The organism is Paenibacillus sp. G2S3 (genome assembly GCF_030123105.1).
Lineage (GTDB): Bacteria > Bacillota > Bacilli > Paenibacillales > Paenibacillaceae > Paenibacillus_AQ.
Genome location: NZ_CP126095.1, coordinates 1160683 through 1184746, shown reverse-complemented (window position 1 = coordinate 1184746; position 24064 = coordinate 1160683). Strand labels below are relative to the sequence as shown.

The following is a 24064-nucleotide window of genomic DNA, read 5'->3' as shown; positions in this document are numbered from 1 at the left end:
CCTCCCATTTACATGTTCATTTCCAGCCCCGCAACAATTCCAAGGGCTATATCTGTACCCGAAGTAGATCCTATAGCTAATACCCTGCCTAAAGCCAATAGTAATTCCTCTTCACTACCTCTAAATAAAGCTTCCATTAAGGCACTTATAGACTCTCTAACCTGGCCAACGGCTGCTTTAGCTAATGCCATATAGCTGATATCATTGGTTAAAGTCTTTGCATGTAAGACGACTTCTTCACAAAACGATTGGTGTGAAAAGTATCGATGATTCTCGATGTTAAAGACGGTAAACAATCCCACCAAGAAATCATCGCCGGCTGGCGTTAAGCCTGGTCCAAGGCCTATGAGTGAAGTTGCATGTTTGATTGCAGTAGACATTCGCTTGTTTTGCAATTCCAATACAAGTAACTGCGTCCGTTCATGAAGCATTCTAGACATTTCATCGTCAAAAGGATTCCCACCTTTGAAAGCCCTTTCAATTCTGCTGCTATTTCCGTGAAGTTTGATATATTGCTTCATGGTGGACACATTCATTATTAAGACATCAGCTTCTGAAGGATATTTAGGCAGTTCACAATTCCATTTCTTAATACCATCCATTGGAATAAACATCTTGTTAGAAATCGATAAAATGGCATGATCCGAACTTACAACATCATTCACCCTGATATCTGCTTCTTCAAAGTGTTCTAAGTCAATAATAAGTGTATTAGGAGCATTATCGATTCCCTTACACGCAATAGAATACAAGTCTCCACTATCCAAACATTGAATATTGAGTGTGCGATTAAACGTGCTATGAACAAAACCATGAAACTTATGATGAATGATTCGTTGAATAAAATCTCCATCACCGGATTTTGCAAATCTCACTAGAGTCACCTCTGTTTTAATTCCTTATATTTCAAAAAGGTGATTGACCTCCTTTTCACTTCTACAGATGGATGAATACATTAAATAATTTCATTTGGTTACATCGTACAAAGGTAACTACGAGAGTAACTACCTTACGCACTTAATATATAATATACTGGTAGGGATCGTCATCGTTTAAGCGAACCAAAAAGAGTGCATCCTATTTGTGCATGTTATACAAGCGAATGTGTTAAAAGTGTGTCTGAGGAGCGTGCCGAAAATTGCTAACCGTTAAAGACTTAATGAAGATCAAGGCTATAGAGGGGATAAAGATTGTGGCTGGTGAAACAGGAATTGATAAATCCATATCTATCGTTAACATTATTGAGAATCCTGATGCCTTTGACTGGCTTTCACCTAACGAACTACTCTTATCAACAGGCTATATCTTTAAAAATAATGCAGAATTACAAAATCGAATTATTAAGGAACTTGCAGAGCTTAACTGTTCAGGATTGGTTGTGAAAATGAAGCGGTACTTTGACAAGCTCCCTCAGAACATGATTGATGAAGCTAATAAGTATGGGTTGCCCCTTCTAGAACTGCCCTTTGAATACACACTCTCTAACATGATCTCGATCATTAATGAGAAGGTTTCCGGAAGATATGATTTGCTCAATAGAAAGACTTTAGATATACATAACTTGTTCTTCAAAATCACCCTCGAAGGCGGTGGTATTGCCAAAATAACTTCCATGTTATCCGAAACGATTAGTAATCCTATTATTATCGTAGACAAGGATTGGCGATTATTGCATCACACAGAACATTCGAAGAACAACAGTCCTCTTGAGTATTATCTTGATTTTTCAAATCGACAGCCTGTGTTTAATAAAGCGTTCATCGATACTATTCCTACCAATCTAAATGAAATGAAGAAGTCTATTAAGAGGACCTATCATTCAGAAGGTGCAGAAATAAAATGTCGAGTGATTCCTGTCGCTGCTTCTAACTATATTTATGGCTACATTGTGATTTGGCAGACGGTGCAAGAGCTATCTGAATTTGATTACATTATTTTGCAGCAAGCCTCCACCATCATGGCACTCGAGCTGATCAAAGCAAAGGAAATTAGCGAACTTGAATTACGAATTAAGCAGGACTCCATTGATGATTTACTTTCGGGGAAAATATCCTCCCATGAAGCCCTGCAAACCTTATGTTATTTACATGGATTAAATCCGAGCTATATGTATTACAGTATGGTGATAAATATTGAAATGAATGAAGCAGACAAGTTTGAAGATATGATTATTGGAAAGTACAAAATGGAGTCCATTGCAAAAAAATGTTTGGATATCATTTATGACTTATCGCATCAAGCGACTGGAGAAATCAAGTGCTTTTATAGAAATAATAGAGTCATCATTCTAGTAGGGCAAAATGAAGAAAGACCTCCTGTTTCGATTAGTGATGCCAAACTATATGCAAATGATCTGCTTGAGATACTTGTTCAAAGAACGAAGGAAACACTCTTAATGGGCATTGGTCAGCAATACAGTACAATCAGCTCGCTGCATAATAGCTTTTCTGAGGCGAACGAAATGATTAAATTGATGCAACAAAAAAACCTTCAAAACAAGGTCTCACATTTCGAAGATTATTCGGTTTACCATCTGTTGGAAGCAAATATCAAAGTCGTTGCATTAGAAGAATTTTTCCGAAAGTGTCTAGGTAAAGTGTATGATCATGATCAATTACATGGTACAAGTTATATGTTAACTTTAGAAAATTACTTTATTAACAATTTGAATGTCACCGAGACTTCAAAGGCTATGTTTTTACACAGAAACACACTTATCTATCGCATTGAGAAAATAAAGGAAATCCTAAATCTGGACTTAAAGCATTCAGAAGAGTTGCTGCGTATTCAATTAGCTTTAAAGATATTTAGCATTTTAAATAAAACGATTTAAAAAAACTCCCCATACAGCAGCAGGGTTCATTGTTACACCTGTCTACTACATGGGGAGTTTTTTATACATACTTATCTCGGCCAGACAACATTCCAAACGTCGTAACTATTCCAGAGATAACGATCAGTGTGATAAGTGGAATCGTCCACACTTGGGTCATATCGTATAAATACCCGATCAATATAGGCCCTATGGCTGCAAGCATATATCCCGTGGATTGAGCCATTCCAGATAATTCTGCAGCTTGATTTCCATTTCGGGCACGAATTCCGATATAACTAAGCGCCAGTGGAAAATTCCCTCCCAAAGCGATACCAATCAAGATAATACTTAGGATCATTATGGGGTAAGATGAGCCCATCCATAGTCCACCGTAACCAACAATGGAGCACATGCCTAATGCGAATGCAATCCATACTTGAGAGCGTAGTCGTCCTGCAAGAATAGGAACAAGAAAACTAACAGGTACGCCAACGATCTGTGTGAAGGATAATAACCAGCCTGCTGTACCCCTACTTATGCCATAGTTATATAAGATTTCAGGTAACCAAGACATCGTTATATAAAATAATGAAGACTGAAATCCCATGAATAGCGCTATTTTCCAAGCGAGTGGTGAACGCCAGATTTGCTTCGCGCTGATTCTTACACTTTTTACTACATTACCTTTGGCTGGATTTAACCTAATTAGAAGGATCCATACCACGATCGCTATGATTGTCGGAATTCCCCATACAATTAAGGCTCCGTCCCACCCAAGCTTCAAATCATGGGCTAGAGGAATACTAATACCTGATGCTAACGATGCGAACAGTCCCATTGAAGTGGAATAGATACTTGTCATTAGACCGAACTTTTGTGGGAATTTCTCCTTCACAACTACAGGCAATAAAACATTCCCGATGGCAATACCTACTCCAATTAATAGCGTTCCAAAGAAAATAAAGAACGTCATTGAAATGGAACGAATGCAGATACCGACCAAAAGAACAATCAAACCTAACAATAGCGTCTTCTCGTTGGACAAACGAGCTGCGATTCTAGGAACGAGAGACGACATAACAGCGAAGGAGATCAAAGGTATACTCATTAATAAACCTGCACTCCAATGTGCAAGCCCTACATCTTCCTGAATAATGCCCACTAATGGACCTACCGATGTAATGGCGGGTCTTAAATTAAAGGCTACCAGAACAATCCCCGTAATGAGTAAAATAATATATAACGATTTCTTGTTGTCTTGTGTCTGTGGTGAATGCAAAAACTAAATCTCCCCTCCACTAATCAAATGCCAATTGATCTTCAGAATGTAGCATTAGTTATAACATATAAGAACCGAGTTTAAAAGTGTAAAAGCAAACAGCGCGCACCGATTAAGTATCGGCACGCGCTGAATTTCTAAGCTAGATATAGAGAAATATTTAATTGTTTGATTTTCTCAATCCATTCTTCTGATAAGCCTCTATCCGTTACAATAGCGTCAAAATCATTTAACGAAGCAAAGTAGGTGGATTTAACCGTATCAAACTTTGAGGAATCAATCACTAAAATTTTCTCAAGGGCACAATGAATTGCCGCATTTTTTGTGTCTACTTCACAACTGTTCGTGCAAGTAATGCCTAGTTTAGCATTAACTCCAGCAGCAGAAATAAATGCTTTTGTTGTTCGTGTTCTACTTATTAAATCCAACCCTTCTCTGCTTTCAAACATTTGAAGTTCTGGACGGTAATGACCACCAATAAGAATAAAATCCTTAAATCCCTTTTTATGAATCTCAATTAATGCGTTCATAGAGCAGCAAACAATTTCTACCGAACGATTTGACGGAATATGTTCGATGATTTGAGCGGCTGTTGTACCAATATCAATAAAAATAATATCGTTAGGCTCGATTAATGAAGCTGCTAACTTACCTATATTATATTTTTCTGATGCTCGATTATTTTTTTGCGTTGTCAAATCATATTCATCTTGTTTATTCTCATTTGGGTCAGAACCATTATAAATAACCGCACCTGAAACAACTTGCACGATTTTATTTTCTTTTAGATATTTAATATCTCGGCGAACAGTCATTTCTGTGACATCAAGTTGATGTGAAAGCTCTTTGATAGATGCGCCACTTTTATTTTTTAGGATTGATACAATTGTATTTACTCTCTCTTGCTTATCCATACCGGTTCATCCTAACTACTAATAATAAAGTATAATTATCAGAATTATACCATATCTAATAACCCAATACTTCCTGCCCTTTTACAATCTTAACTATGGCACTAGTTCCTAAACGGTCTGCGCCTAGTTCAATAAATGCTTTAGCATCATCTAAAGAGCGAATACCTCCAGCTGCTTTAATCTTCACGTTCTGACCTATGTTCTGTGCAAACAGACTGACATCCTCTTTAGTTGCTCCAGCTTTTGAAAATCCAGTGGATGTTTTGATATAATCCGCTCCAGCTTTTGTAACAAGCTCACAAACCTTCACTTTTTCCTCTTGCGTGAGCAAACATGTTTCAACGATTACCTTTAATATTTTACTTCCACATGCGTTTTTAATGGCCTGTATTTCTTCGTAAACTTCCTCATAACGTCCACTTTTTAAGAAGCCCACATTGATCACCATATCAATTTCCGATGCTCCATTTGTAATTGCATCCGTTGCTTCAAATACTTTAACGGCTTGGGTGCTATAACCGTTCGGAAATCCGATAACTGTGCATATTGCTATTTTGCCTTCTACATAATTTGCAGCTTCTCTAACATAAGCACTTGGGATGCAAACACTGGCCGTCTGGTATTTCATCGCATCATCACATAAATTCTTTATATCATCCCATGTAGCAGTAACATCAAGCAAGGTATGATCTACTTTTCCTAATATATCTTTAACATCCATTCTATTCACTTCTCCCTTAATAATTAATTATAAATCGATTAAAATGTAACTATTCTAACAATTGTTATTGCACTACAAATAACTAGTTCTTTCATAGTATTTCATTTGTTATATTGTCAATACACAATGTTATATTAATAACATATGTTTGAATTATAACATTATTAAAGTTATAGTCAATTAAAATTAATTACGAACGAATTATTAGATAAAAAAAGAAGCCTCTCAAAAGTTCAGTGAACTTATGAGAAGCTTCCTATATCCTTCGCCTCCATTACACCACGTACATCTACACGCTTAGGTTAAGTTATGATGTTGAGATAACCGCTTCTTGCGTATGCTGATCCAACTTATAGCATATCAAAGCAATCGCACATGCCGAAATCGCCAGGATAGAAGCAGCTATAGGAAGGGAGATTAATCCTCCATGCTGGGCAACCACTCCCCCAATCGCGGATCCTCCTGCGATTCCCAGGTTAGAAGCTACTGGATTCAACGATGCAGCAAGGTCCTTCGATCGTGGTGAGAACTGCTTGGCCAAATCTATCAAATAAAGCTGGGCTGGTGCGCTTACAATACTCGACATTACGGCTAGCATCATTAGTACGATCATTCCTAGAATCGAAATCGATGCGGTCATACTAAAGACGATATAGACCACAGCTTGTATAAGAAATACGAATCTAAGCTTACTTACCGCATTTCCGGTCGCAACCTTGCCTCCAATCCAGTTGCTGACAATCGTGGCAATCCCGTATACAAACAGCACGCCACTAACCGAGCTCTTAGGAATATTCATGACTTGCTCCAGCAATGGTGTAATGTAAGTGTACATCACAAAAACCGCTCCCACTGCCGTAACTGGAATGAGAAATGCAAGAATAATGCGTCCATTTGTAAGCAGTTCGATCTGATCCTTGAGTGAGCTAGGCACAGGCTTCGGTAGTTTGCGTGGAATATAGGCATAATTTAGCGCTATGGCAATTCCAGCTAATACCCCATTCAGAACAAATGCTGCAGGCCAGTTGAAATACTGTCCTACAAAAGTGCCGATCGGTACACCAAATACATTCGCAACAGCGAAGCCGCTCAAAATTGTAGCGATCGCTTTGCCTCTTTTCTCCCGGTCAACCGCTTCATTCGCTACTGTAATGGCTACAGAAAGGACAAAACCACATAGTACGGCAGTAACTATTCTAGTCACCAGCAGCATACTGTAGGTTCCAGTTATAGCGCTCCACAAATTCAGTAGCAGAATCAATACAAGCGACACAAGAATGGTAATCCGTTTCGGGATACGGCTGAACAAGGACATCATAATGGGTGTTCCAATGGCATAAGCGATCGCGAAACCAGATACCAAACCCCCGGCTGTCGCTAGCGTTACTCCGAGGCTCGAGGATATTTCCGAGAGTAAACCAACGATAATATACTCCGTCGTACCCAGAATAAACGCCATAAAAGTAAACGAGAAAATCAATGCGTTCTGTCGTGATGTTTTCATGGTGCTCTCCATCCTATTTATCTCTATTTTTATAAGAACATACCTACTCATAATACTCATTTAGACTATATTGAGCAATCCTCTTTTTCATAAAAAAAGAAGCTTCACACAAGTTCAAAGAACTCATGAGAAGCTTCTTTTTTAGGCCGGAGGCAAAATAATTAAGGTAATAACTTGTTCCTCGGAGTAAGATCTAGCTGTTCCTGGTCCATCTGCATCTGCTTTGAACTTAATGAGATAGGTCCCGGGTGCCGGCATCACTTTATCGTGAAGTTCAAACGCAATATCCGAAACACCTCTGTTGCTTCCTGTGAAAGTCAGTGTATGCCCATTATTACTAATTTGATCACTCGTCGGACTTGTCCATCCGCTAATGCTGTAATAGTCGTTTGTGTTAAAGGTCATGCCTTCTAGCGTTACCTGAATTTCAGCATTCGTAAAGGATTCTCCGGAAAAAAAGTCAAAGCGAATGAGCGATTGCCTAGAACCCATTATCAGCTGTTTTGTTTTTGAAATACCTCCGTCAAAGCCATAAATGGAGCTAGTAACCGTAGGTGTGGTCAGAACACCTCTAACAAGCTCAATCGCAACGGCATGTGCTGCGTCCTTCGCCGATTCATTATTGGATGAATCCTTAGCGGTAATCACGAAACGATACGTTCCTGCGTTCAGATCACCGATATTGGCTGCACTCACAGATCCGTCTGCTTCACTGGTGCCTAATACGATGGCTGTTCCTAATTCATCGGCATCTACTACACCGTTCTCATTCGCATCCGTCCACAGGTAGGCTTGTACTGCTGCTCCTTGCTCGCCAATGGCTCCCGCTAACCCGTGAAGCTGATCTTGTGTCCCGTTGTAGTTATCGATCGCCTCGAACTTGGTTGCATCCACTACCGGTGCAGTCGTATCCGGAACTTCGTTCTTGCTCAAGGTTACCGTAACGGCATGTGCAGCGTCCTTCGCCGATTCATTATTGGATGAATCCTTAGCGGTAATCACAAAACGATACGTTCCTGCGTTCAGATCACCAACATTGGCTGCACTCACAGATCCATCTGCTTCACTGGTACCTAATGCGATGGCTGTTCCTAATTCATCGGCATCTACTACACCGTTCTCATTCGCATCCGTCCACAGGTAGGCTTGTACTGCTGCTCCTTGCTCGCCTATTGCTCCTGCTAACCCGTGAAGCTGATCTTGTGTCCCGTTGTAGTTGTCGATTGCCTCGAACTTGGTTGCATCCACTACCGGTGCAGTCGTATCCGGAACTTCATTTTTGTCCAAGGTCACCGTAACGGCATGTGCAGCATCCTTCGCTGATTCATTATTGGATACATCCTTAGCCGTAATCACGAAACGATACGTTCCTGCGCGCAAATCACCGATATTGGTTGCACTCACAGATCCGTCTGCTTCACTGGTACCTAATGTGATGGCTGTTCCTAATTCATCGGCATCTACTACACCGTTCTCATTCGTATCCGTCCACAGGTAGGCTTGTACTGCTGCTCCTTGCTCGCCAATGGCTCCCGCTAACCCGTGAAGCTGATCTTGTGTCCCGTTGTAGTTGTCGATCGCCTCGAACTTGGTGCTATCAACCATAGGTGCATTAATATCTGAATTGCTGCTATGCCCACTTTGTGAAGAGGAGGAACCTCCAACAACAGGAGTAGGTACTGTTACCACTTCTTTACCCGGCTGAGGAGTTGGGGTGGAGCTTGGCTGCTCAGTATTCCCGTTCTCCTTAAACTTCAAAAACTTGGAGGCTACTAGAGCTACAGCCTGACGATCTACTTTGGCAGCAGGATTAAAAAAATTATTATATCCAGTAATCAATCCATATTCCACAGCGGTAGCTATAAAATCTTTGGAATAATCAGCAATTTGGCTACTATCAACAAATTGTAAAGCTCCAGCTTTACCGGTAGGATCGACTCCCAGTGCTCTCACGAACATGACGACCATATCCTGACGTGATATATTTTGCCCCGCACCGAAAAGATTATTGCCTGTACCTTTAATCAATCCGGCTTTGACAGCTGCCTCCACATAGCTGTATGCGTAGTTGCTTCTGGGAACGTCCAGAAAGGTTGGCATCGCAGGAGGGTTCGAGACATCCAGCTTCAATGTTTTTGCTAAAATAATTGCAAAATCCTGCCGTGTAATATTCGACGCAGGATAGAACTTACTCTCTTCAACACCGGTCACTATCCCCTGATCGAATAGCTCAACAATCGCTTTCTTTGCATATGAGCCATCAATATCAATAAATGAAGCTGCAGCCGATCCTTTGGTCGGCATAATGATAGGACTTGATAATACAGCAGCAGCCAATATAGAGCTTATCCATTGCTTTTTGTTCACTTGCTTGTCCCCCTGTTCATTGGATGCGTTATGTCGTTTGTCTATAATCGATTCGTTAACATGATTCGACTTTAAATTACAAACTTTTCATCTACAGGATTATAACAAGTATCAATAAACAGATTATAAACAAATAGGCCATGGCCTTATTTAATGGTGGATACTACCACCACAAACATGGCTGTCGCTCACATCATTGATTCTGTGCATCAAACGAAAAAAATGATACTATGTATGATGGGTAAAAGACTTTGCTATAGCCTATATCGTTTTTATATATTACAACAAGAGGAGATAATATGAGTAACGAACAAAACTTTTGGCTTGATTTACCGAAGCCGTTTTTTATATTAGCACCCATGGAAGATGTCACAGATGTTGTATTTCGTCACGTCATTAGTGAAGCTGCCAAACCCGACGTGTTTTTCACAGAATTCACTAATACAGAAAGCTATTGTCACCCTGTAGGAAAAGACAGTGTACGTGGTCGATTAACGTTCACAGAAGATGAGCAACCGATTGTCGCTCATATTTGGGGTGATAAACCTGTATTTTTTGAACAGATGAGTATTGATATGAAAAAACTTGGTTTTCGCGGTATCGATTTAAACATGGGATGCCCCGCACAAAACGTCGCATCCAATGGTAAAGGTGCTGGTTTAATACTACATCCCGAGGTTGCAGCAGAAATTATTCAAGCAGCAAAAGCCGGTGGATTGCCGGTTAGTGTTAAAACAAGGTTGGGTTACTCTGATATTGACGAGTGGCGCGATTGGCTAGGACATATATTGAAACAAGATATTGCGAACCTTTCCATTCACCTTCGTACAAAAAAAGAGATGAGTAAAGTAGATGCACACTGGGAACTAATCCCTGAAATAAAAAAATTACGCGATGAAATTGCTCCAAATACGTTGTTAACTATTAATGGAGATATTCCTGACCGCGCAACAGGATTAAAATTAGTAGAACAATATGGCGTTGATGGCGTCATGATTGGCCGCGGCATTTTCACCAATCCATTTGCTTTTGAAAAAGAACCTAAAGAGCATAGTGCGAAGGATTTTCTCAATTTACTTCTATTACAGTTGGATCTTCACGATAAATATTCAAAAGAAAACGAACCACGTCCATTTAAACCACTTCTTCGCTTTTTCAAAATCTATGTTCGTGGATTTAGAGGCGCAGGCGAACTAAGAAACCAATTAATGGACACCAGGTCAACAGATGAAGTACGTCGCTTAGTAAAACCGATTTTAGATCAAGAATTAGAATGAGGCACACCCTCCTCTGAATTGCACCCTGCCAAGTATACAGTACAAAAAAGGCTTCTCGTATTACTACGAGAGGCCTTTAATACTATATGGTCAAATGCTAATCCCAACTTATCCCCATATGGCAATGGAGATGATCCCACAGGTAATCACAGCCGACATGATAATTCTTCGCACTCCTTGCTTCTCTTTTAGTACAAGTATGCCAAGAATCGTACCAACAACCGTTCCAATTTCTCGTATTGGTGCAATTGAAGCTAAGGGAGCAAGCTTCATCGCCATCAAAAACATAAAATAAGAAGAAGCGTTGATAGTGGAGATAATTGCTGGACAATCAGTTTATCCATTAATGTATACCCCGCAACACATATCCCTACTACAATTGCATAAAGAATGGCTATGGGAATGAGCCGAATTCCCTTGATTTGCATGACGATTAACGATTCCACTAATAATAAAGAGCCCTACTATGATCATTTCACTTATACGCTAACTCATATGTCCAGTTGCATCCCATCAAATGCTACTGTAATCCCATTCGGCTCAAAAATATGAACCAAATCTTCATGCAACAGATGAGCATTATGAGAGAAATGAGTGACTACGATTCGCCCTTCTGCTTTCATAACACAATTCTCGATTAACCATTCCCGTGTTTTTAGAGTATCCTCAACATTCATGTGAACTTCACAATTTGGGGCATTCCCAGTCGTACATTCTAGAATAGCAAGATCCAGTTTTTTTACTTTCAACCAGTCCCAAGTCTGTTTGGGAAACCAACCGCTGTCGTGACCATAGAAAATGGCTTTTTCATCCTTTTCTATGTAATACAATAAACAAGTTTCTTTAGAATCATGATTGGCAAGCAATGGCGTAATCGTAGCTGTTTGTGTTTGTAGAACAGTACTGGTATAACCCCGAGCGATTATAGAAAAAAAAGAGACCCTCTACAATTTTGTGCAGCAAGCGAAAAAAAATGATACTATGTATGATGGGCAAAATGTTGTAAAAGAAGGAGAACTTAATGAGTAACGAACAAAATTTTTGGCTTGATTTACCAAAGCCGTTTTTTATATTGGCACCTATGGAAGATGTCACAGATGTTGTATTTCGTCACGTGGTTAGTGCAGCTGCAAAACCGGATGTATTTTTCACGGAATTCGCAAATACAGAATATTACTGTCACCCTAAAGTAAAAGTAAAAGAAAGTGTACTTAGTCGATTAAAGTTCACAGAAGATGAACAACCGATGGTCGCTCATATTTGGGGTAATAAACCGGAGTATTTTGAACAGATGTGCATGGATATGAAAAAGCTTGGTTTTCGTGGTATCGATATTAACATGGGATGCCCAGTAAAAAACGTCGCAACCAATGGAAAAGGTGCTGGATTAATTCGACATCCTAAAGTAGCGGCAGAAATTATCCATGCAGCAAAAGTTGGTGGATTGCCGGTTAGTGTGAAAACAAGATTAGGTTATAGCGAAATTGACGAGTGGCGCGATTGGTTGACACATATATTCAAACAAGATATTGCGAATCTTTCCATTCACCTTCGTACCAAAAAAGAAATGAGTAAAGTAGATGCACACTGGGAGCTTATCCCTGAAATCAAACAATTACGCGATGAAATTGCTCCAAATACGTTGTTAACGATTAACGGAGATATTCCTGACCGTGCAACAGGCTTAAAATTAGTCGAACAATACGGCGTGGATGGTGTCATGATTGGCCGAGGTATTTTCAAGAATCCATACGCTTTCGAACTAGAGCCTAAAGAACATAGCGTGGAGGAACTTCTTAATCTACTACTTTTCCATCTAGATCTTCACGATAAATATTCAAAAGAACATGAACCACGTCTATTTAATCCACTTCGGAGCTTCTTCAAAATCTATATTCGTGGATTTGATGGTGCCGACGAACTAAAAAATCAATTGATGGAGACGAATTCAACCGATGAGGTGCGGCGATTGGTGCAACCTTTTTTTGGATTTAGAAATTAAGTAAGACATCTCAAATATAAAAAGTTTAACGGCCTCAGTCCTGAATTTCATCAGACTGAGGCCATTTTTTAAAGACTTATTTCCACTCAAGCTTTGGCAGCACATCTTTTTGCAGTTCACACATTTCATCGATCATCGCACAAGCTTGATAATATGTTGGAGCTTGCGGATCAAGCAGAATCGCTTGCAGCAATTTTGTTCTCGACTCTTCAACAAACGCCTCAAGTAACAGCTTATGGATTGTACCTTGAATATGGATCGTTCCGATAATGGCAGTTGGCAGTTCAACCGTCATTGGCTTAAATTTGATACCACTTTTGTTAACGATCGCTTATGTTTCAACGACCATATCATCTGGAAGTCCTTTAATAGCGCCATTGTTTTGCATATTAACAGCATTCAACTCGGTTTCATCATCGAAGAAGATCGCTTCAATAATTGGCACTGCATATTCATTACTAATTTGAACCTTTTCTTTATCGAACGTATAAGCTTGCTCTATCCAGAGCTCTTGGTTCATTGTTTTCTCGGACAAGCCTTTATCTAAAGTACTGCCGCTTGCACAGTATACAAAGTCAGGTGTTCTGGAGTCTTTCTTCCACAGCTGCTCACTTATTGGATCGTAACGGAACTGCAGAGGTAGTCCAGCATAGAAATCTTCTGCCCAAGAAATATACTCGCCGCAATGGTGAGTACCCGGGTAAGGGAAGTAGCCATACGTACGGTACAACGTTCTGGATAATCCAACATGATCGAATTGTGCCAAACGGTTAGCTAGCTTTTCTTTTTCATGGAGTCGAGGGTATAAATCCTCTCCCGTATTCTTGTTCCAGATCTTCGTGAAGAAGCCAAAGTGGTTCAATCCGCCGCCTTCAACAGCGATATCTTTACCATCCATCTCCAGAAATTCAGCTAGCTGATGAATACCGATGTCTAAACCATGGCACAAGCCTACCACTTTGATTGAAGTTAATTTGGAGATCGCCTCCACCAATTTCGCTTCTGGATTCGTGTAGTTAATCAGCCAGGCATTTGGACACACCTTCTCCATTGTCTTTGCAATTTCCAACATCGGACCTAGATTTCTCAAAGTGTGGAACATTGATCCTGGGCCGCCGTTCTCACCATATAGCTGCTTGCTGCCGTAACGCCGTGGGATATGGAAATCTTGTGACCAGTAGTGATACCTCTCTACCTCAATCGCAACGATGGAGAAGTCAGCATCTCTTAATGCATCTTCCAAATTCGTCGTTTGCCAAATCTTCGCAAGATGAGAAAATGCCGTGAACATTTCGGTCAAAGGAAACACTTCCTGCTCCGATTAACATAACCTTCAACTTTTTCATTGTCTTCAAGCTCCTTTTCATATTACGCTTCAACTATGATGACTGATCAATATATTTGGCGGCTGCAGCATCTAAAAAGAAATCTATATGATCATAGCCGAGCAATTGCTGAGCAGGCAGCTGTGCATCAGAGCTTGTGAAGATCTCCTTCACGATATCAGCTTTGCGCTCTCCAGTTATGACGATAACCACTCTTTTACTACTTACAATCTGTTCCAAACCTAATGTAATGCCTTGCTTTAATTCAGTCTGCTCATGAAAATACTTTTGAGCGACAGTCTTTGTTGTTTCCGACAGCTCCACAACACTGCTGTAATTTAATACTGGGCTACCAGGTTCATTTAATCCGATATGTCCATTCATACCTACGCCCATCAAGCTGAATGTAATTGGGTGTTGCTCGATAAAGCGATCAATTCGCAAGCATTCCTGCTTCATATCCGGCGATGTTCCATCAAAAAACACAATCTGTCTGCTTTCCAGTGAAATCTGCGAGAACAGATCTTGATTCAACATCTGATAGCAGCTTCCTTCAGAGCTTTTGTCAATGCCAACCCACTCATCCAAGCTAACGATGTTAAGCCTCTTGATTTTCAATCGGAGGTCCGCATCATTGGAAAATTTCTGATAGCTTTTTTGTGGAGTACTCCCTGAGGCCAGGCAGAACACGGGATGCTGATCAGTAAATAAATGATCTCTCATCTCTCTAGCAATTTCGTTTGCTACTTCCTCTTCATTCTCAAAGATTTTGATCATGTTGTTCACTTCCTTCTTGTTTACTCCGAAATGACATTAATCATCTCTTGCTGGAGAATAAGTATAGCTGCTCCGATTGCTGTTGATTGATGCAACTTACTCACCGAAATTTGAGGAGTCCACTCCGTATATTGCTTGACATAGCTTTTCGTGCGGTCCAATATTCGCTCCGGAAACAACGCTACCGTTTTACCGCTAATAATGACCTGGTTGATATCCAAAATGCTGATCATATTGGTAATCGTTAATGCCAGATTCTTCGAAACATAATCAATGCAAGCTTCTACGTCATTCGTTGAATTCAAATCATATGTGCTTAACAAATACTTAATGGCTAATTTGCTTTCCAGCCAACCGACTGAAGATGGAGTCCGTTTATATTCTGAATCAAAGCACATATACTCCAGCTCACCCGCGCTTGCATTAACGCCGCGGTGAAGCTCTTTGTTAATAATCAAGCCGCCTCCGACCCCATCACCTGCAGCAACATGAACGAGACTCGTCAGTGCTTGATCTGAGTTTTCAAGATTCCGAAATTCCGCCACAGTCGCTGCGTTCACATCATTCTCCAGAAGAATGGGCAAGTTCATTTCGCTCTTGAGCGTTTCAATAATCGTTTCATACTTAAAGTCGTTTTCTTTATTGTGATGCGTTCTCATCCGGATCGTTTTCTTTCTTGTATTGATCGCACCATCAACGCCAATACCAATCCCCAATACAACACTATCCGTTTCCTTCGCTTTACTCTTCAAATGTTCCACAATCTCTATAAATATCGAAGTGAACTGCTGGCTATAGAACGGAATATCTATTTCAATCGAATACGAATCTATGACCTTGCCGTACAGATTAATAAGTACCGCTGTAATCGTGTTGCCAATAATCTGTATCCCGATTGTCGTATAGCTGTTTTCATTAAATCTGTAAACCGTACGCTTTCTTCCCAAGCCGCCAGATCCTTCTCGACTTTCACCAGTGACAGTCAATAAGCCAATCTGTTCAAAAAAGGTAACAATCTTGCTTACAGTAACAAAACTCATTGCCGTTTTTTCTGTAATCTCGACTTTCGCCAGTTCAGGATATTGAAGCAAAATATCGAAGACTATTTTTCTATTCTCATCTTTAATATCATTGGGCAAAAATGATTTCATATATCCTCCTCGTTATATTATTAATATAATTAATAAATTAAGTTAAATAATTAATCAAAAAATTAAGGTCAGCACTGACCTCTTGAATTCATTATATATTCACTGTATTGAACGTTCAAGTATACTTATTTAACTTCCTTAAATTAATCTGTTCTCTATCTTCATATCACCAACTAGTGCGTGCATCTGGGTACGCCACAAAAGAAGCCTCTCATGAGTTCAATGAACTCATGAGAGGCTTCTAATCAATCCTATTTCAAGGCTTATTCAGCCTTATTACATCATGCCGCCCATTCCACCCATGCCGCCCATATCAGGCATACCTGGTTTTTCTGGTTCTGGCTTGTCAGCAATTACTGCTTCAGTAGTCAAGAACATAGCCGCTACGGATGCAGCATTTTGAAGCGCGGAACGAGTTACTTTAGCAGGGTCAACGATACCCGCTTCGAACATGTTCACCCACTCGCCAGTAGCAGCGTTGTAGCCGATGCCGATAGCTTCTTTTTTCAAGCGATCCACGATAACGGAACCTTCTTGACCAGCGTTAGCTGCAATGGTACGAACTGGCTCTTCGAGCGCGCGAAGCACGATGTTAACGCCTGTTTTCTCGTCGCCAGTTACATCTACAGCAGCAACAGCATTATATACGTTCACAAGAGCAGTACCACCACCGGAAACGATACCTTCTTCAACCGCAGCGCGAGTTGCGTTCAGGGCGTCTTCGATGCGAAGTTTACGCTCTTTCAATTCAGTTTCAGTTGCAGCGCCAACTTTGACAACGGCTACGCCGCCAGCCAATTTAGCCAAACGCTCTTGCAATTTTTCTTTGTCGAACTCGGAAGTTGTTTCTTCCAGTTGAGCACGAATTTGGCTTACGCGAGCATTGATGTCCGCTTTGTCGCCGCTTCCGTCTACGATTGTTGTGTTTTCTTTAGTTACGCGTACTTGACGTGCGTTACCCAGTTGTTCAATGGAAGTGCTCTTCAGATCAAGACCGAGCTTCTCAGTGATCACTTGGCCACCAGTCAGGGCAGCAATATCTTGCAGCATAGCTTCGCGGCGGTCGCCAAAGCCAGGAGCTTTAACAGCAACAGCGTTGAATGTTCCACGCAGTTTGTTCACGATCAACATAGCTTGTGCTTCGCCTTCGATATCTTCAGCGATGATAACAAGCGGTCTAGCTTGTTGAACGATTTTTTCAAGCAATGGAAGGATTTCTTGAGTGCTGCTGATTTTTTTATCAGTGATCAAGATGTATGGGTTCTCCAGAACAGCTTCCATTTTATCCGTATCAGTAATCATGTACGGGGAAATGTAACCACGGTCGAACTGCATACCTTCTACAACTTCAAGTTCAGTAGCGAATCCACGGGATTCTTCAACAGTGATAACACCGTCTTTACCTACTTTTTCCATAGCTTCAGCAATCAATTGGCCCACTTCTTCGTCAGCAGCAGAGATAGCAGCTACTTGAGCGATAGCTTGGGAATCTTCGATTGGCTTAGCGATTTTTTGCAATTCTTCAACTGCTGCACGAACTGCTTTGTCGATCCCTTTGCGAATAACCATTGGGTTAGCGCCTGCAGTTACGTTCTTCAGACCTTCACGGATCATAGCTTGTGCCAGAACCGTTGCAGTTGTAGTACCGTCACCGGCTACATCGTTAGTCTTAGTAGCAACTTCTTTAACCAGTTGAGCACCCATGTTCTCGAATGCATCTTCAAGTTCAATTTCTTTAGCGATAGTTACACCATCGTTAGTGATAAGCGGGCTACCAAATTTCTTCTCAAGTACCACGTTGCGACCTTTTGGTCCAAGTGTAACTTTTACCGCATTTGCCAAAGCATCTACACCGCGCAGCATAGAGCGGCGTGCTTCTTCACTAAATTTAATTTCTTTAGCCATTGTGTAATTACCTCCTAGAATTTTTTGTATATCACGTTACTTTAAGTAGTTTAGATTTAGCTTATGATCGACTCTCGCTTAGTCAAGAATCGCGTGAATGTCGCTTTCTTTCATAATCAAATATTCTTTACCTTCGTATTTGATTTCTGTTCCTGCATATTTAGAGAAAAGAACACGGTCGCCTTCTTTTACTTCGAGCGCTACACGTACTCCATCTTTCAAAGCTCCGCTACCTACTGCAATAATTGTTCCTTCTTGTGGCTTTTCTTTCGAGGAGTCTGGAAGCACAATCCCGAATGAAGTGGTTTCCTCCTGCTCGCTCGGTAGCACCAATACGCGTTCACCTAAAGGTTTGATCATGAAAAAATAGCCTCCTTTAAAATTATGTTATTTTGCTTCAAAACATAGTTTAGAACTTACGGTCTTGCTTCTAACTCTCTGGTGTTTATGAAAAATATCAATTGGACGCTATGAATTTCTGGTCCATCTCATATTTTTCATAAGCGTTAGCACTCGACGGTCTGTAGTGCTAACAACAATTTTTATGATACTCAACTTGAGCCCGAATTTCAAGTCCTTTTACACAAATTCGCATTTGTTTTCGTAAAAAATAACGTTTCACTGGTTGTCCTAAGCACACACTCTATACATTCTATCCACAGGGTCTTAAAATATGCGTATGACTTCCAGTAGACTCAACTGTACCACCTACGCCCGAACATTTCAAAAAGACGAAGATTTACAACAAAAAAGCTGCCTCTTTCGTAGAAAAATCTACTTAGTGACAGCCCTCTTATCATCATTCCTCATGCTTAGTGTACTGAGCCTCCCGTGCCGCATCATCAGCAAGCTGCTTGCGATAGACAAATGCAGACAAGAATACACTGAACTCATACAAAATGAGCAGTGGAATCGTCACCAGAAAGTCCGAGATGAAATCCGGGGGAGTAATGACTACAGCAATAAAGACAAGCGTGAAATAGGCGTATCTACGCATTTTACGCAAGCGTATCGGGTTAAGAACCCTCAGTTTGGTCAGAAACATCACCAGTAGCGGCAGCTCAAACAACAGTGCTAATGGTAGCACCAGACTGAACATGAAGTTGAAATATTGCGCAATTCCGTAGGTCTCTTCCAGTCCCATACTCCGGGTGATAGAGATCGTGAACGAAAGTGCCATTGGAAATACAACATAATAAGCAAAAGAAAGGCCGATTAGAAAGAGAACAAAAACATAGGGAACATAACGTAGTGTTGCACTACGCTCTTCCGGTCGAAGACCCGGACTAATAAACGCCCACAATTGGTAAGCAATAAAAGGGATTGAAATGACTAGCGAAACCGCCATCGCGATCTTCATATACATTCCGATACCATCCCAGAATGAGAACGCATGCAGAACAAAGCCTTGTGCTAGATCTGTACTAATTAAATAATCGTAGATTGGTTTGGCACAGAACAGCCCCCCTACCAATCCTAAAATAAATACAATCAGCACATAAATAATCCGTTTACGCAGCTCGGTGAGATGATCCACCACCGACATTTCTTCCGATTCGAGAGACATCCTGACACCATCCCATGACAAGAGTAGAAGCGTTACACCGACTTTGTGTAAAGCTGTGTACGTTTCTGCAGAAAGCAACAAGCAAATTGAAAAAGGGGCATCTCCTAAGTCTATTAGACTTGAGAGATTGCCCCATTGTTAAACCTTTTATTATTCCGGCAGGCGTTTGTCCTGAGGAATATCTGCAGCGACCGTCTGCGGGGCCGTCGGCACAGGAGCTTCGCTCTTCTTCACCGGATCACCATCACCGATGATTTCACGTGCGCCTTCCTTAAATTCACGGAAGGTTCGTCCAACTGCGCGGCCTAACTCTGGCAGTTTATTCGGGCCAAAGAGGAGCAGTGCCAGTATAACCAACAAAATAATACCAGGAGTACCAATTCCACTAAACATTATTATTCCTCCTTGTCCGTCTATCCGAGCATGGTATCGTTTACGATAAACTAATAATACCATAACTTATGTCACAGTTACATCCACTATCTTCTATAAATAGTTTATCCTTGTGACGTGACAAGAATATGACAATGTTATTGGCGGTATTGGCCCGTTACCATGAGTAATGCTTCCGGCAATTGATCCATAATGGCTGCCAAATTCTCATGGACACCCTTCGGTGTACCTGGTAAGTTGACAATCAACGTGCGTCCACGAATACCGCATATCCCGCGGAACAGCATCACTGCACGGTTTTTTTGCATCACCGTACTTCGCATCGCTTCTGAAAGTCCAGGCACTTCCCGTTCGATTACTCGCCGGGTAGCCTCCGGTGTCACATCGCGTATCGCTAAATCCGTACCTCCGGTAGTCAATACCAGATCTGCTTGAAAATAATCTGTCAGTTCTATCAAAGCTGCGATAATCTCATCTTGTTCATCGGGTACGATTCGATATTCAACGATCTCGCCCCCAAGTTCCTCTTCCACCAGCTCCCGAATAACCTGGGCGCTCGTGTCTTCCCGTTCGCCCCTGGCCCCTTTATCGCTGGCCGTTAGGATTGCTGTTTTCCACGCCATAGGTTTGTCCTCCCTCTCTATGTATAATTGGCTGTACAGTGCAGCCCAATTGCTTCAGCGCATCGAACGTTAGCACTGATCATGGTTCAAGCGCGTAATCTCCATTCTTGCCCCCACTTTTAGACAATAAGAGCGTTGGTCCGATAATCATGTCCTTCTGAAGAGCCTTGCACATGTCGTAGACCGTAAGTGCTGAGGCAGAAACAGCGGTCAATGCCTCCATTTCAACTCCGGTCTTTCCGGTAATATGGACTGTTGCTTCTATATAAAGTTCATCTTCGCTGTTATCGGAGAAGCGGATGTCAATACCGGTAAGTGGGAGCGGATGGCACATCGGAATCCAGTCAGACGTCTTCTTGGCCGCCATAATTCCAGCGATCTGCGCAACGGCAAGTACGTCTCCTTTACTGATCTTACCTTCCTTGATGGCACTAAGCGTCTCCGTTGCCATCTTGATCTTACTCCGCGCGACAGCTGTCCGCTTCGTAATCTCCTTTTCACTCACATCCACCATACGAGCTCTTCCCTGCTCGTTAAAATGGGTCAATTCCACGGCTCACTCTCCTTTTCGGCAGTGCACTATGCCATTTTCAGTAATCAGCATGTCCATAAAGGCATCATGCTCATCCATGGGCACTTTCGGAACCAGTTGCATACCAAAGGCTAGCCCAATCCAGACAGGGGGCTTCGCAGCGGTATACTCTTCCGTCTCCCATGACGCACGCAGTCGATCATAGTATCCTCGGCCGTAACCAAGCCTACCTCCCTGAAGATCAAAAGCCAGCCCCGGAACAAACACAACCTCCGGTAGTGTAACAACTTCAATTTCTTGTGAATCTTTGCCGGATACAATAGGTTCATGGATACCATACGCCCCCGGCTCAAGCTCACTCCACGCGTTCACCATATGGACACTCATCGCACCACTTGCCGGAATGACACGCGGCAGCAGTACCCTACGCTGGTCCTTCCACGCCTGTGAAAGTAGCGCGTTGGTATCGAGTTCAGAACGGAAAGATACATAGGCCATCAGTGAGGCTATGTCTTTCGTCTTCAGCCACTCTGATGCATGCTTGCAGACCAGAAAAGACAATTCCCTTCTCTGATCCGAGGAGAGCTCGTTTCGGGCAATGGTCTTCTCAGTTCTTAGTTGTTGCTTTGCTTTGGAGATCACCGACTCCTTGCTTGACATCGTCGGCCACCCCCCTATATTTATCCCAAGCTTATCCTTGTTTGTAAATCCAGTTTACCACTCTTCTCCCCGGTTCGCCAAGGTGGATAGGACTGTGTTTCTGGGTCAGGTCGTTAATCCCTACTTCCGATATATCGAGCTCTCGCTTGGGAAACGCTTTTCATGTAAACTATAGAATAAGTTGTTCATACGGCTGAGGTATAAATACCAAGGCGAAATATGCAAGGGTGGAGGTTTCATCGTTATGCTTCTTCAAGCGACAGGAATTACAAAATCATATGGTATACAGAACGTACTAGACGGCATAAGCCTCCAGGTGAATGAAAAGGAACGTGTCGGACTCGTGGGTGTTAATGGTGCCGGCAAATCAACTTTTCTGCAAATTCTGGCTGGGGAAATGTCCTATGACAGCGGTCAAATTCATAAATCAAAAGAAACTACTATCGGGTACTTAGCTCAAAATAGCGGACTTCAATCCGACAAAACCATTCATGAAGAAATGATGGCCGTTTTCGCTCCATTGATCGAAGCCGAGGCTGAGCTAAGAGAGATGGAAGTAAGTATTGCCGATCCTAAGCTGGCAGAAGACCCAAAACGGTACGAAGAACTGCTCGAACGATATGCCCGCCGATCTGATTGGTTCAAGGATCACGGTGGTTACGAAATGAATACGCGAATTCGCAGTGTCCTGCACGGTATGGGCTTCGGTGAGTTCCCACCGGATACACCTATCTCCACACTTAGTGGTGGCCAGAAGACTCGTCTTGCATTAGCCCGCATTTTGCTTCAGGCGCCCGATCTTCTAATGCTGGATGAGCCGACGAACCATCTGGATATCGAAACTTTAACTTGGCTGGAGGATTATCTTCGCAGTTATGCTGGCGGAATTCTGGTTGTATCTCATGACCGTTATTTCCTTGATCGGCTTGTAACTACTATTGTAGAGATCGAGCGTCATCAATCTCGACGTTATACAGGCAATTACAGCAGATATGTAGATTTGAAGGCTGCCGAATATGAAGCGCGGATGAAGCAGTATGAGAAACAGCAGGATGAAATTTCAAAGATGGAAGATTTCGTTCAGAAAAATATTGTTCGAGCATCTACTACGAAACGTGCGCAGAGCAGACGCAAAGCACTTGAGAAAATGGACCGCATTGATCGGCCGATGGGCGATCTGAAAAAGGCCAGCTTCTCCTTCGAGCCCGACTTCATGTCTGGTAAAGAAGTGCTGCAAGTTCGTAATGTTGCAGTGGCCTTTAATGATGGCCCACCTTTGTTCAAGGACGCTTCTTTCGAACTGCGCCGGGGAGAAACTGCTGCACTCATCGGTCCCAATGGTATTGGCAAATCTACAATGCTGCAGTGTATGACCGGAACCCGCGAGCCTTCATCAGGAACCGTGAATTGGGGTACTAAAGTAAAGGTCGCTTATTATGATCAGGAACAGACCCGCCTCAATCCAAAGAACACAGTAATGGAAGAGCTATGGAGTGAATATCCAATGATTGAGGAAGCCAGAATCCGTACGATCCTTGGCAACTTCCTCTTCAGCGGTGAAGATGTTCTTAAGAAGATATCTGCGCTGAGCGGTGGGGAAAAAGCACGCGTTGCATTATCGAAGCTTATGTTGCGCGGTGCAAATATGCTCATTCTCGATGAGCCAACCAACCATTTGGATTTGGTCAGTCGTGAGGTTCTAGAGTCCGCTTTAATTGATTTCGAAGGTACATTGCTCTTCATTTCTCATGACCGTTATTTCCTTAACAAAATGGCTGAACGGGTGCTGGAGCTTCATCCCGAGGGGATCGACCAATACCTTGGCAACTACGATGACTATATCGAGAAAAAGCGAGAATTGGAAGAGATCGCGAAAGATGCCGCCGAGTTAGCCTCCAAGAACGTCAACAAGGATGCTGCAGTTCCTGAAAAAAGCGCTGTTTCCTCCTTCGAAGCGGACAAGCAAGCCAAGCGTGAAGAGCGTAACCGGAAGCGGCGCATCACTGAGCTAGAGGAAGGCATTGCTTCACTAGAAGAGTCGATCGCTTTTATAGAGAATGAAATGACTAAACCTGAAGTTTATCAGGATTATTTAGCACTTCAAGGTCATGAAGAGGACCTGAAGAACAAAAAAACTCAACTTACAGATTTATTTAACGAATGGGAAATCCTTGCTGACGAATAATGTAAAAACCACTTCATAAATATTTTTTCACATTTCTCAATTTGTTCATAAATAGTTATCCACAGCT

Annotated in this window: 21 protein-coding genes and 1 pseudogene; 4 read left to right on the top strand and 18 right to left on the bottom strand. The window is 41.9% G+C overall.

The genetic code is table 11. The features are described from left to right. Positions 1-8 precede the first annotated feature (8 nt). On the bottom strand, positions 9-875 hold the full coding sequence (locus tag QNH28_RS05170) for an oxamate carbamoyltransferase subunit AllH family protein (RefSeq protein ID WP_283910447.1): 867 nt from the start codon (positions 873-875) through the stop codon (positions 9-11). Between the two features lie 284 nt (positions 876-1159). Between QNH28_RS05170 and QNH28_RS05165 the strand changes: the two genes are divergently transcribed. Beyond that, the gene (locus QNH28_RS05165; protein WP_283910446.1) at positions 1160-2833 is read left to right on the top strand and encodes a PucR family transcriptional regulator; all 1674 of its coding nucleotides are present in this window, start codon (positions 1160-1162) and stop codon (positions 2831-2833) included. 61 nt (positions 2834-2894) lie between these two features. Here the strand turns inward: QNH28_RS05165 and QNH28_RS05160 are convergent, their stop codons facing one another. The 5 genes from QNH28_RS05160 to QNH28_RS05140 all read right to left on the bottom strand — a co-directional run bounded on the left by QNH28_RS05160 (position 2895) and on the right by QNH28_RS05140 (position 9600). Further along, positions 2895-4094 carry a CynX/NimT family MFS transporter gene (locus QNH28_RS05160; RefSeq protein ID WP_283910445.1) on the bottom strand — a complete coding sequence of 400 codons (1200 nt, stop codon included), beginning with the start codon at positions 4092-4094 and terminating at the stop codon, positions 2895-2897. Between the two features lie 137 nt (positions 4095-4231). Then, complete coding sequence (locus QNH28_RS05155) at positions 4232-5008, bottom strand: DeoR/GlpR family DNA-binding transcription regulator (RefSeq protein ID WP_283910444.1); 777 nt, start codon at positions 5006-5008, stop codon at positions 4232-4234. Positions 5009-5063: 55 nt separating this feature from the next. Next, positions 5064-5729: a deoxyribose-phosphate aldolase gene (deoC, locus tag QNH28_RS05150; protein ID WP_283910443.1), complete on the bottom strand. Its 666-nt coding sequence runs from the start codon at positions 5727-5729 to the stop codon at positions 5064-5066. Positions 5730-6036: 307 nt separating this feature from the next. Further along, positions 6037-7233 carry an MFS transporter gene (locus QNH28_RS05145; protein ID WP_283910442.1) on the bottom strand — a complete coding sequence of 399 codons (1197 nt, stop codon included), beginning with the start codon at positions 7231-7233 and terminating at the stop codon, positions 6037-6039. A 141-nt stretch (positions 7234-7374) separates the two neighbouring features. Next, complete coding sequence (locus QNH28_RS05140) at positions 7375-9600, bottom strand: S-layer homology domain-containing protein (RefSeq protein ID WP_283910441.1); 2226 nt, start codon at positions 9598-9600, stop codon at positions 7375-7377. Between the two features lie 299 nt (positions 9601-9899). Between QNH28_RS05140 and QNH28_RS05135 the strand changes: the two genes are divergently transcribed. Further along, positions 9900-10877, top strand: coding sequence for a tRNA dihydrouridine synthase (locus QNH28_RS05135; RefSeq protein WP_283910440.1), 978 nt, complete (start codon positions 9900-9902; stop codon positions 10875-10877). Positions 10878-10985: 108 nt separating this feature from the next. Here QNH28_RS05135 and QNH28_RS05130 read toward each other — a convergent pair whose 3' ends face one another. Then, the gene (locus tag QNH28_RS05130; protein ID WP_283910439.1) at positions 10986-11159 is read right to left on the bottom strand and encodes a hypothetical protein; all 174 of its coding nucleotides are present in this window, start codon (positions 11157-11159) and stop codon (positions 10986-10988) included. Positions 11160-11368: 209 nt separating this feature from the next. After that, entirely contained in the window at positions 11369-11800 is a 432-nt protein-coding gene (locus tag QNH28_RS05125; RefSeq protein WP_481858376.1) for an MBL fold metallo-hydrolase, read from the bottom strand. A 98-nt stretch (positions 11801-11898) separates the two neighbouring features. Here QNH28_RS05125 and QNH28_RS05120 point away from each other — a divergent pair, with 98 nt between their 5' ends. Then, on the top strand, positions 11899-12879 hold the full coding sequence (locus QNH28_RS05120; protein ID WP_283910438.1) for a tRNA dihydrouridine synthase: 981 nt from the start codon (positions 11899-11901) through the stop codon (positions 12877-12879). Positions 12880-12955: 76 nt separating this feature from the next. Here the strand turns inward: QNH28_RS05120 and QNH28_RS05115 are convergent. The 10 genes and pseudogenes from QNH28_RS05115 to QNH28_RS05070 form a co-directional block, all read right to left on the bottom strand. Further along, positions 12956-14170, bottom strand: a pseudogene (locus QNH28_RS05115) (family 4 glycosyl hydrolase). An 88-nt stretch (positions 14171-14258) separates the two neighbouring features. Further along, complete coding sequence (locus QNH28_RS05110) at positions 14259-14981, bottom strand: 6-phosphogluconolactonase (protein ID WP_283910437.1); 723 nt, start codon at positions 14979-14981, stop codon at positions 14259-14261. A gap of 20 nt (positions 14982-15001) precedes the next feature. Then, the gene (locus QNH28_RS05105; protein WP_283910436.1) at positions 15002-16132 is read right to left on the bottom strand and encodes an ROK family protein; all 1131 of its coding nucleotides are present in this window, start codon (positions 16130-16132) and stop codon (positions 15002-15004) included. Positions 16133-16408: 276 nt separating this feature from the next. Then, positions 16409-18037: a chaperonin GroEL gene (groL, locus tag QNH28_RS05100; RefSeq protein WP_042185277.1), complete on the bottom strand. Its 1629-nt coding sequence runs from the start codon at positions 18035-18037 to the stop codon at positions 16409-16411. A gap of 78 nt (positions 18038-18115) precedes the next feature. Then, positions 18116-18397 carry a co-chaperone GroES gene (gene groES / locus QNH28_RS05095; protein ID WP_036676506.1) on the bottom strand — a complete coding sequence of 94 codons (282 nt, stop codon included), beginning with the start codon at positions 18395-18397 and terminating at the stop codon, positions 18116-18118. A gap of 439 nt (positions 18398-18836) precedes the next feature. Continuing rightward, the gene (tatC, locus tag QNH28_RS05090) at positions 18837-19604 is read right to left on the bottom strand and encodes a twin-arginine translocase subunit TatC (RefSeq protein WP_283910435.1); all 768 of its coding nucleotides are present in this window, start codon (positions 19602-19604) and stop codon (positions 18837-18839) included. A 150-nt stretch (positions 19605-19754) separates the two neighbouring features. Further along, positions 19755-19997, bottom strand: a complete 243-nt coding sequence (locus tag QNH28_RS05085; RefSeq protein ID WP_042185275.1) for a twin-arginine translocase TatA/TatE family subunit — start codon at positions 19995-19997, stop codon at positions 19755-19757. A gap of 137 nt (positions 19998-20134) precedes the next feature. Next, positions 20135-20620, bottom strand: coding sequence for a MogA/MoaB family molybdenum cofactor biosynthesis protein (locus tag QNH28_RS05080; RefSeq protein ID WP_020429419.1), 486 nt, complete (start codon positions 20618-20620; stop codon positions 20135-20137). Between the two features lie 79 nt (positions 20621-20699). Beyond that, a complete protein-coding gene (moaC, locus tag QNH28_RS05075) occupies positions 20700-21173 on the bottom strand; it encodes a cyclic pyranopterin monophosphate synthase MoaC (protein ID WP_283910434.1) in 474 nt (157 codons plus the stop codon). A gap of 3 nt (positions 21174-21176) precedes the next feature. Next, entirely contained in the window at positions 21177-21812 is a 636-nt protein-coding gene (locus tag QNH28_RS05070) for a 5-formyltetrahydrofolate cyclo-ligase (protein ID WP_283910433.1), read from the bottom strand. Between the two features lie 244 nt (positions 21813-22056). Here QNH28_RS05070 and QNH28_RS05065 point away from each other — a divergent pair, with 244 nt between their 5' ends. Further along, positions 22057-23997, top strand: a complete 1941-nt coding sequence (locus QNH28_RS05065) for an ABC-F family ATP-binding cassette domain-containing protein (RefSeq protein ID WP_283910432.1) — start codon at positions 22057-22059, stop codon at positions 23995-23997. Positions 23998-24064: the final 67 nt, after the last annotated feature.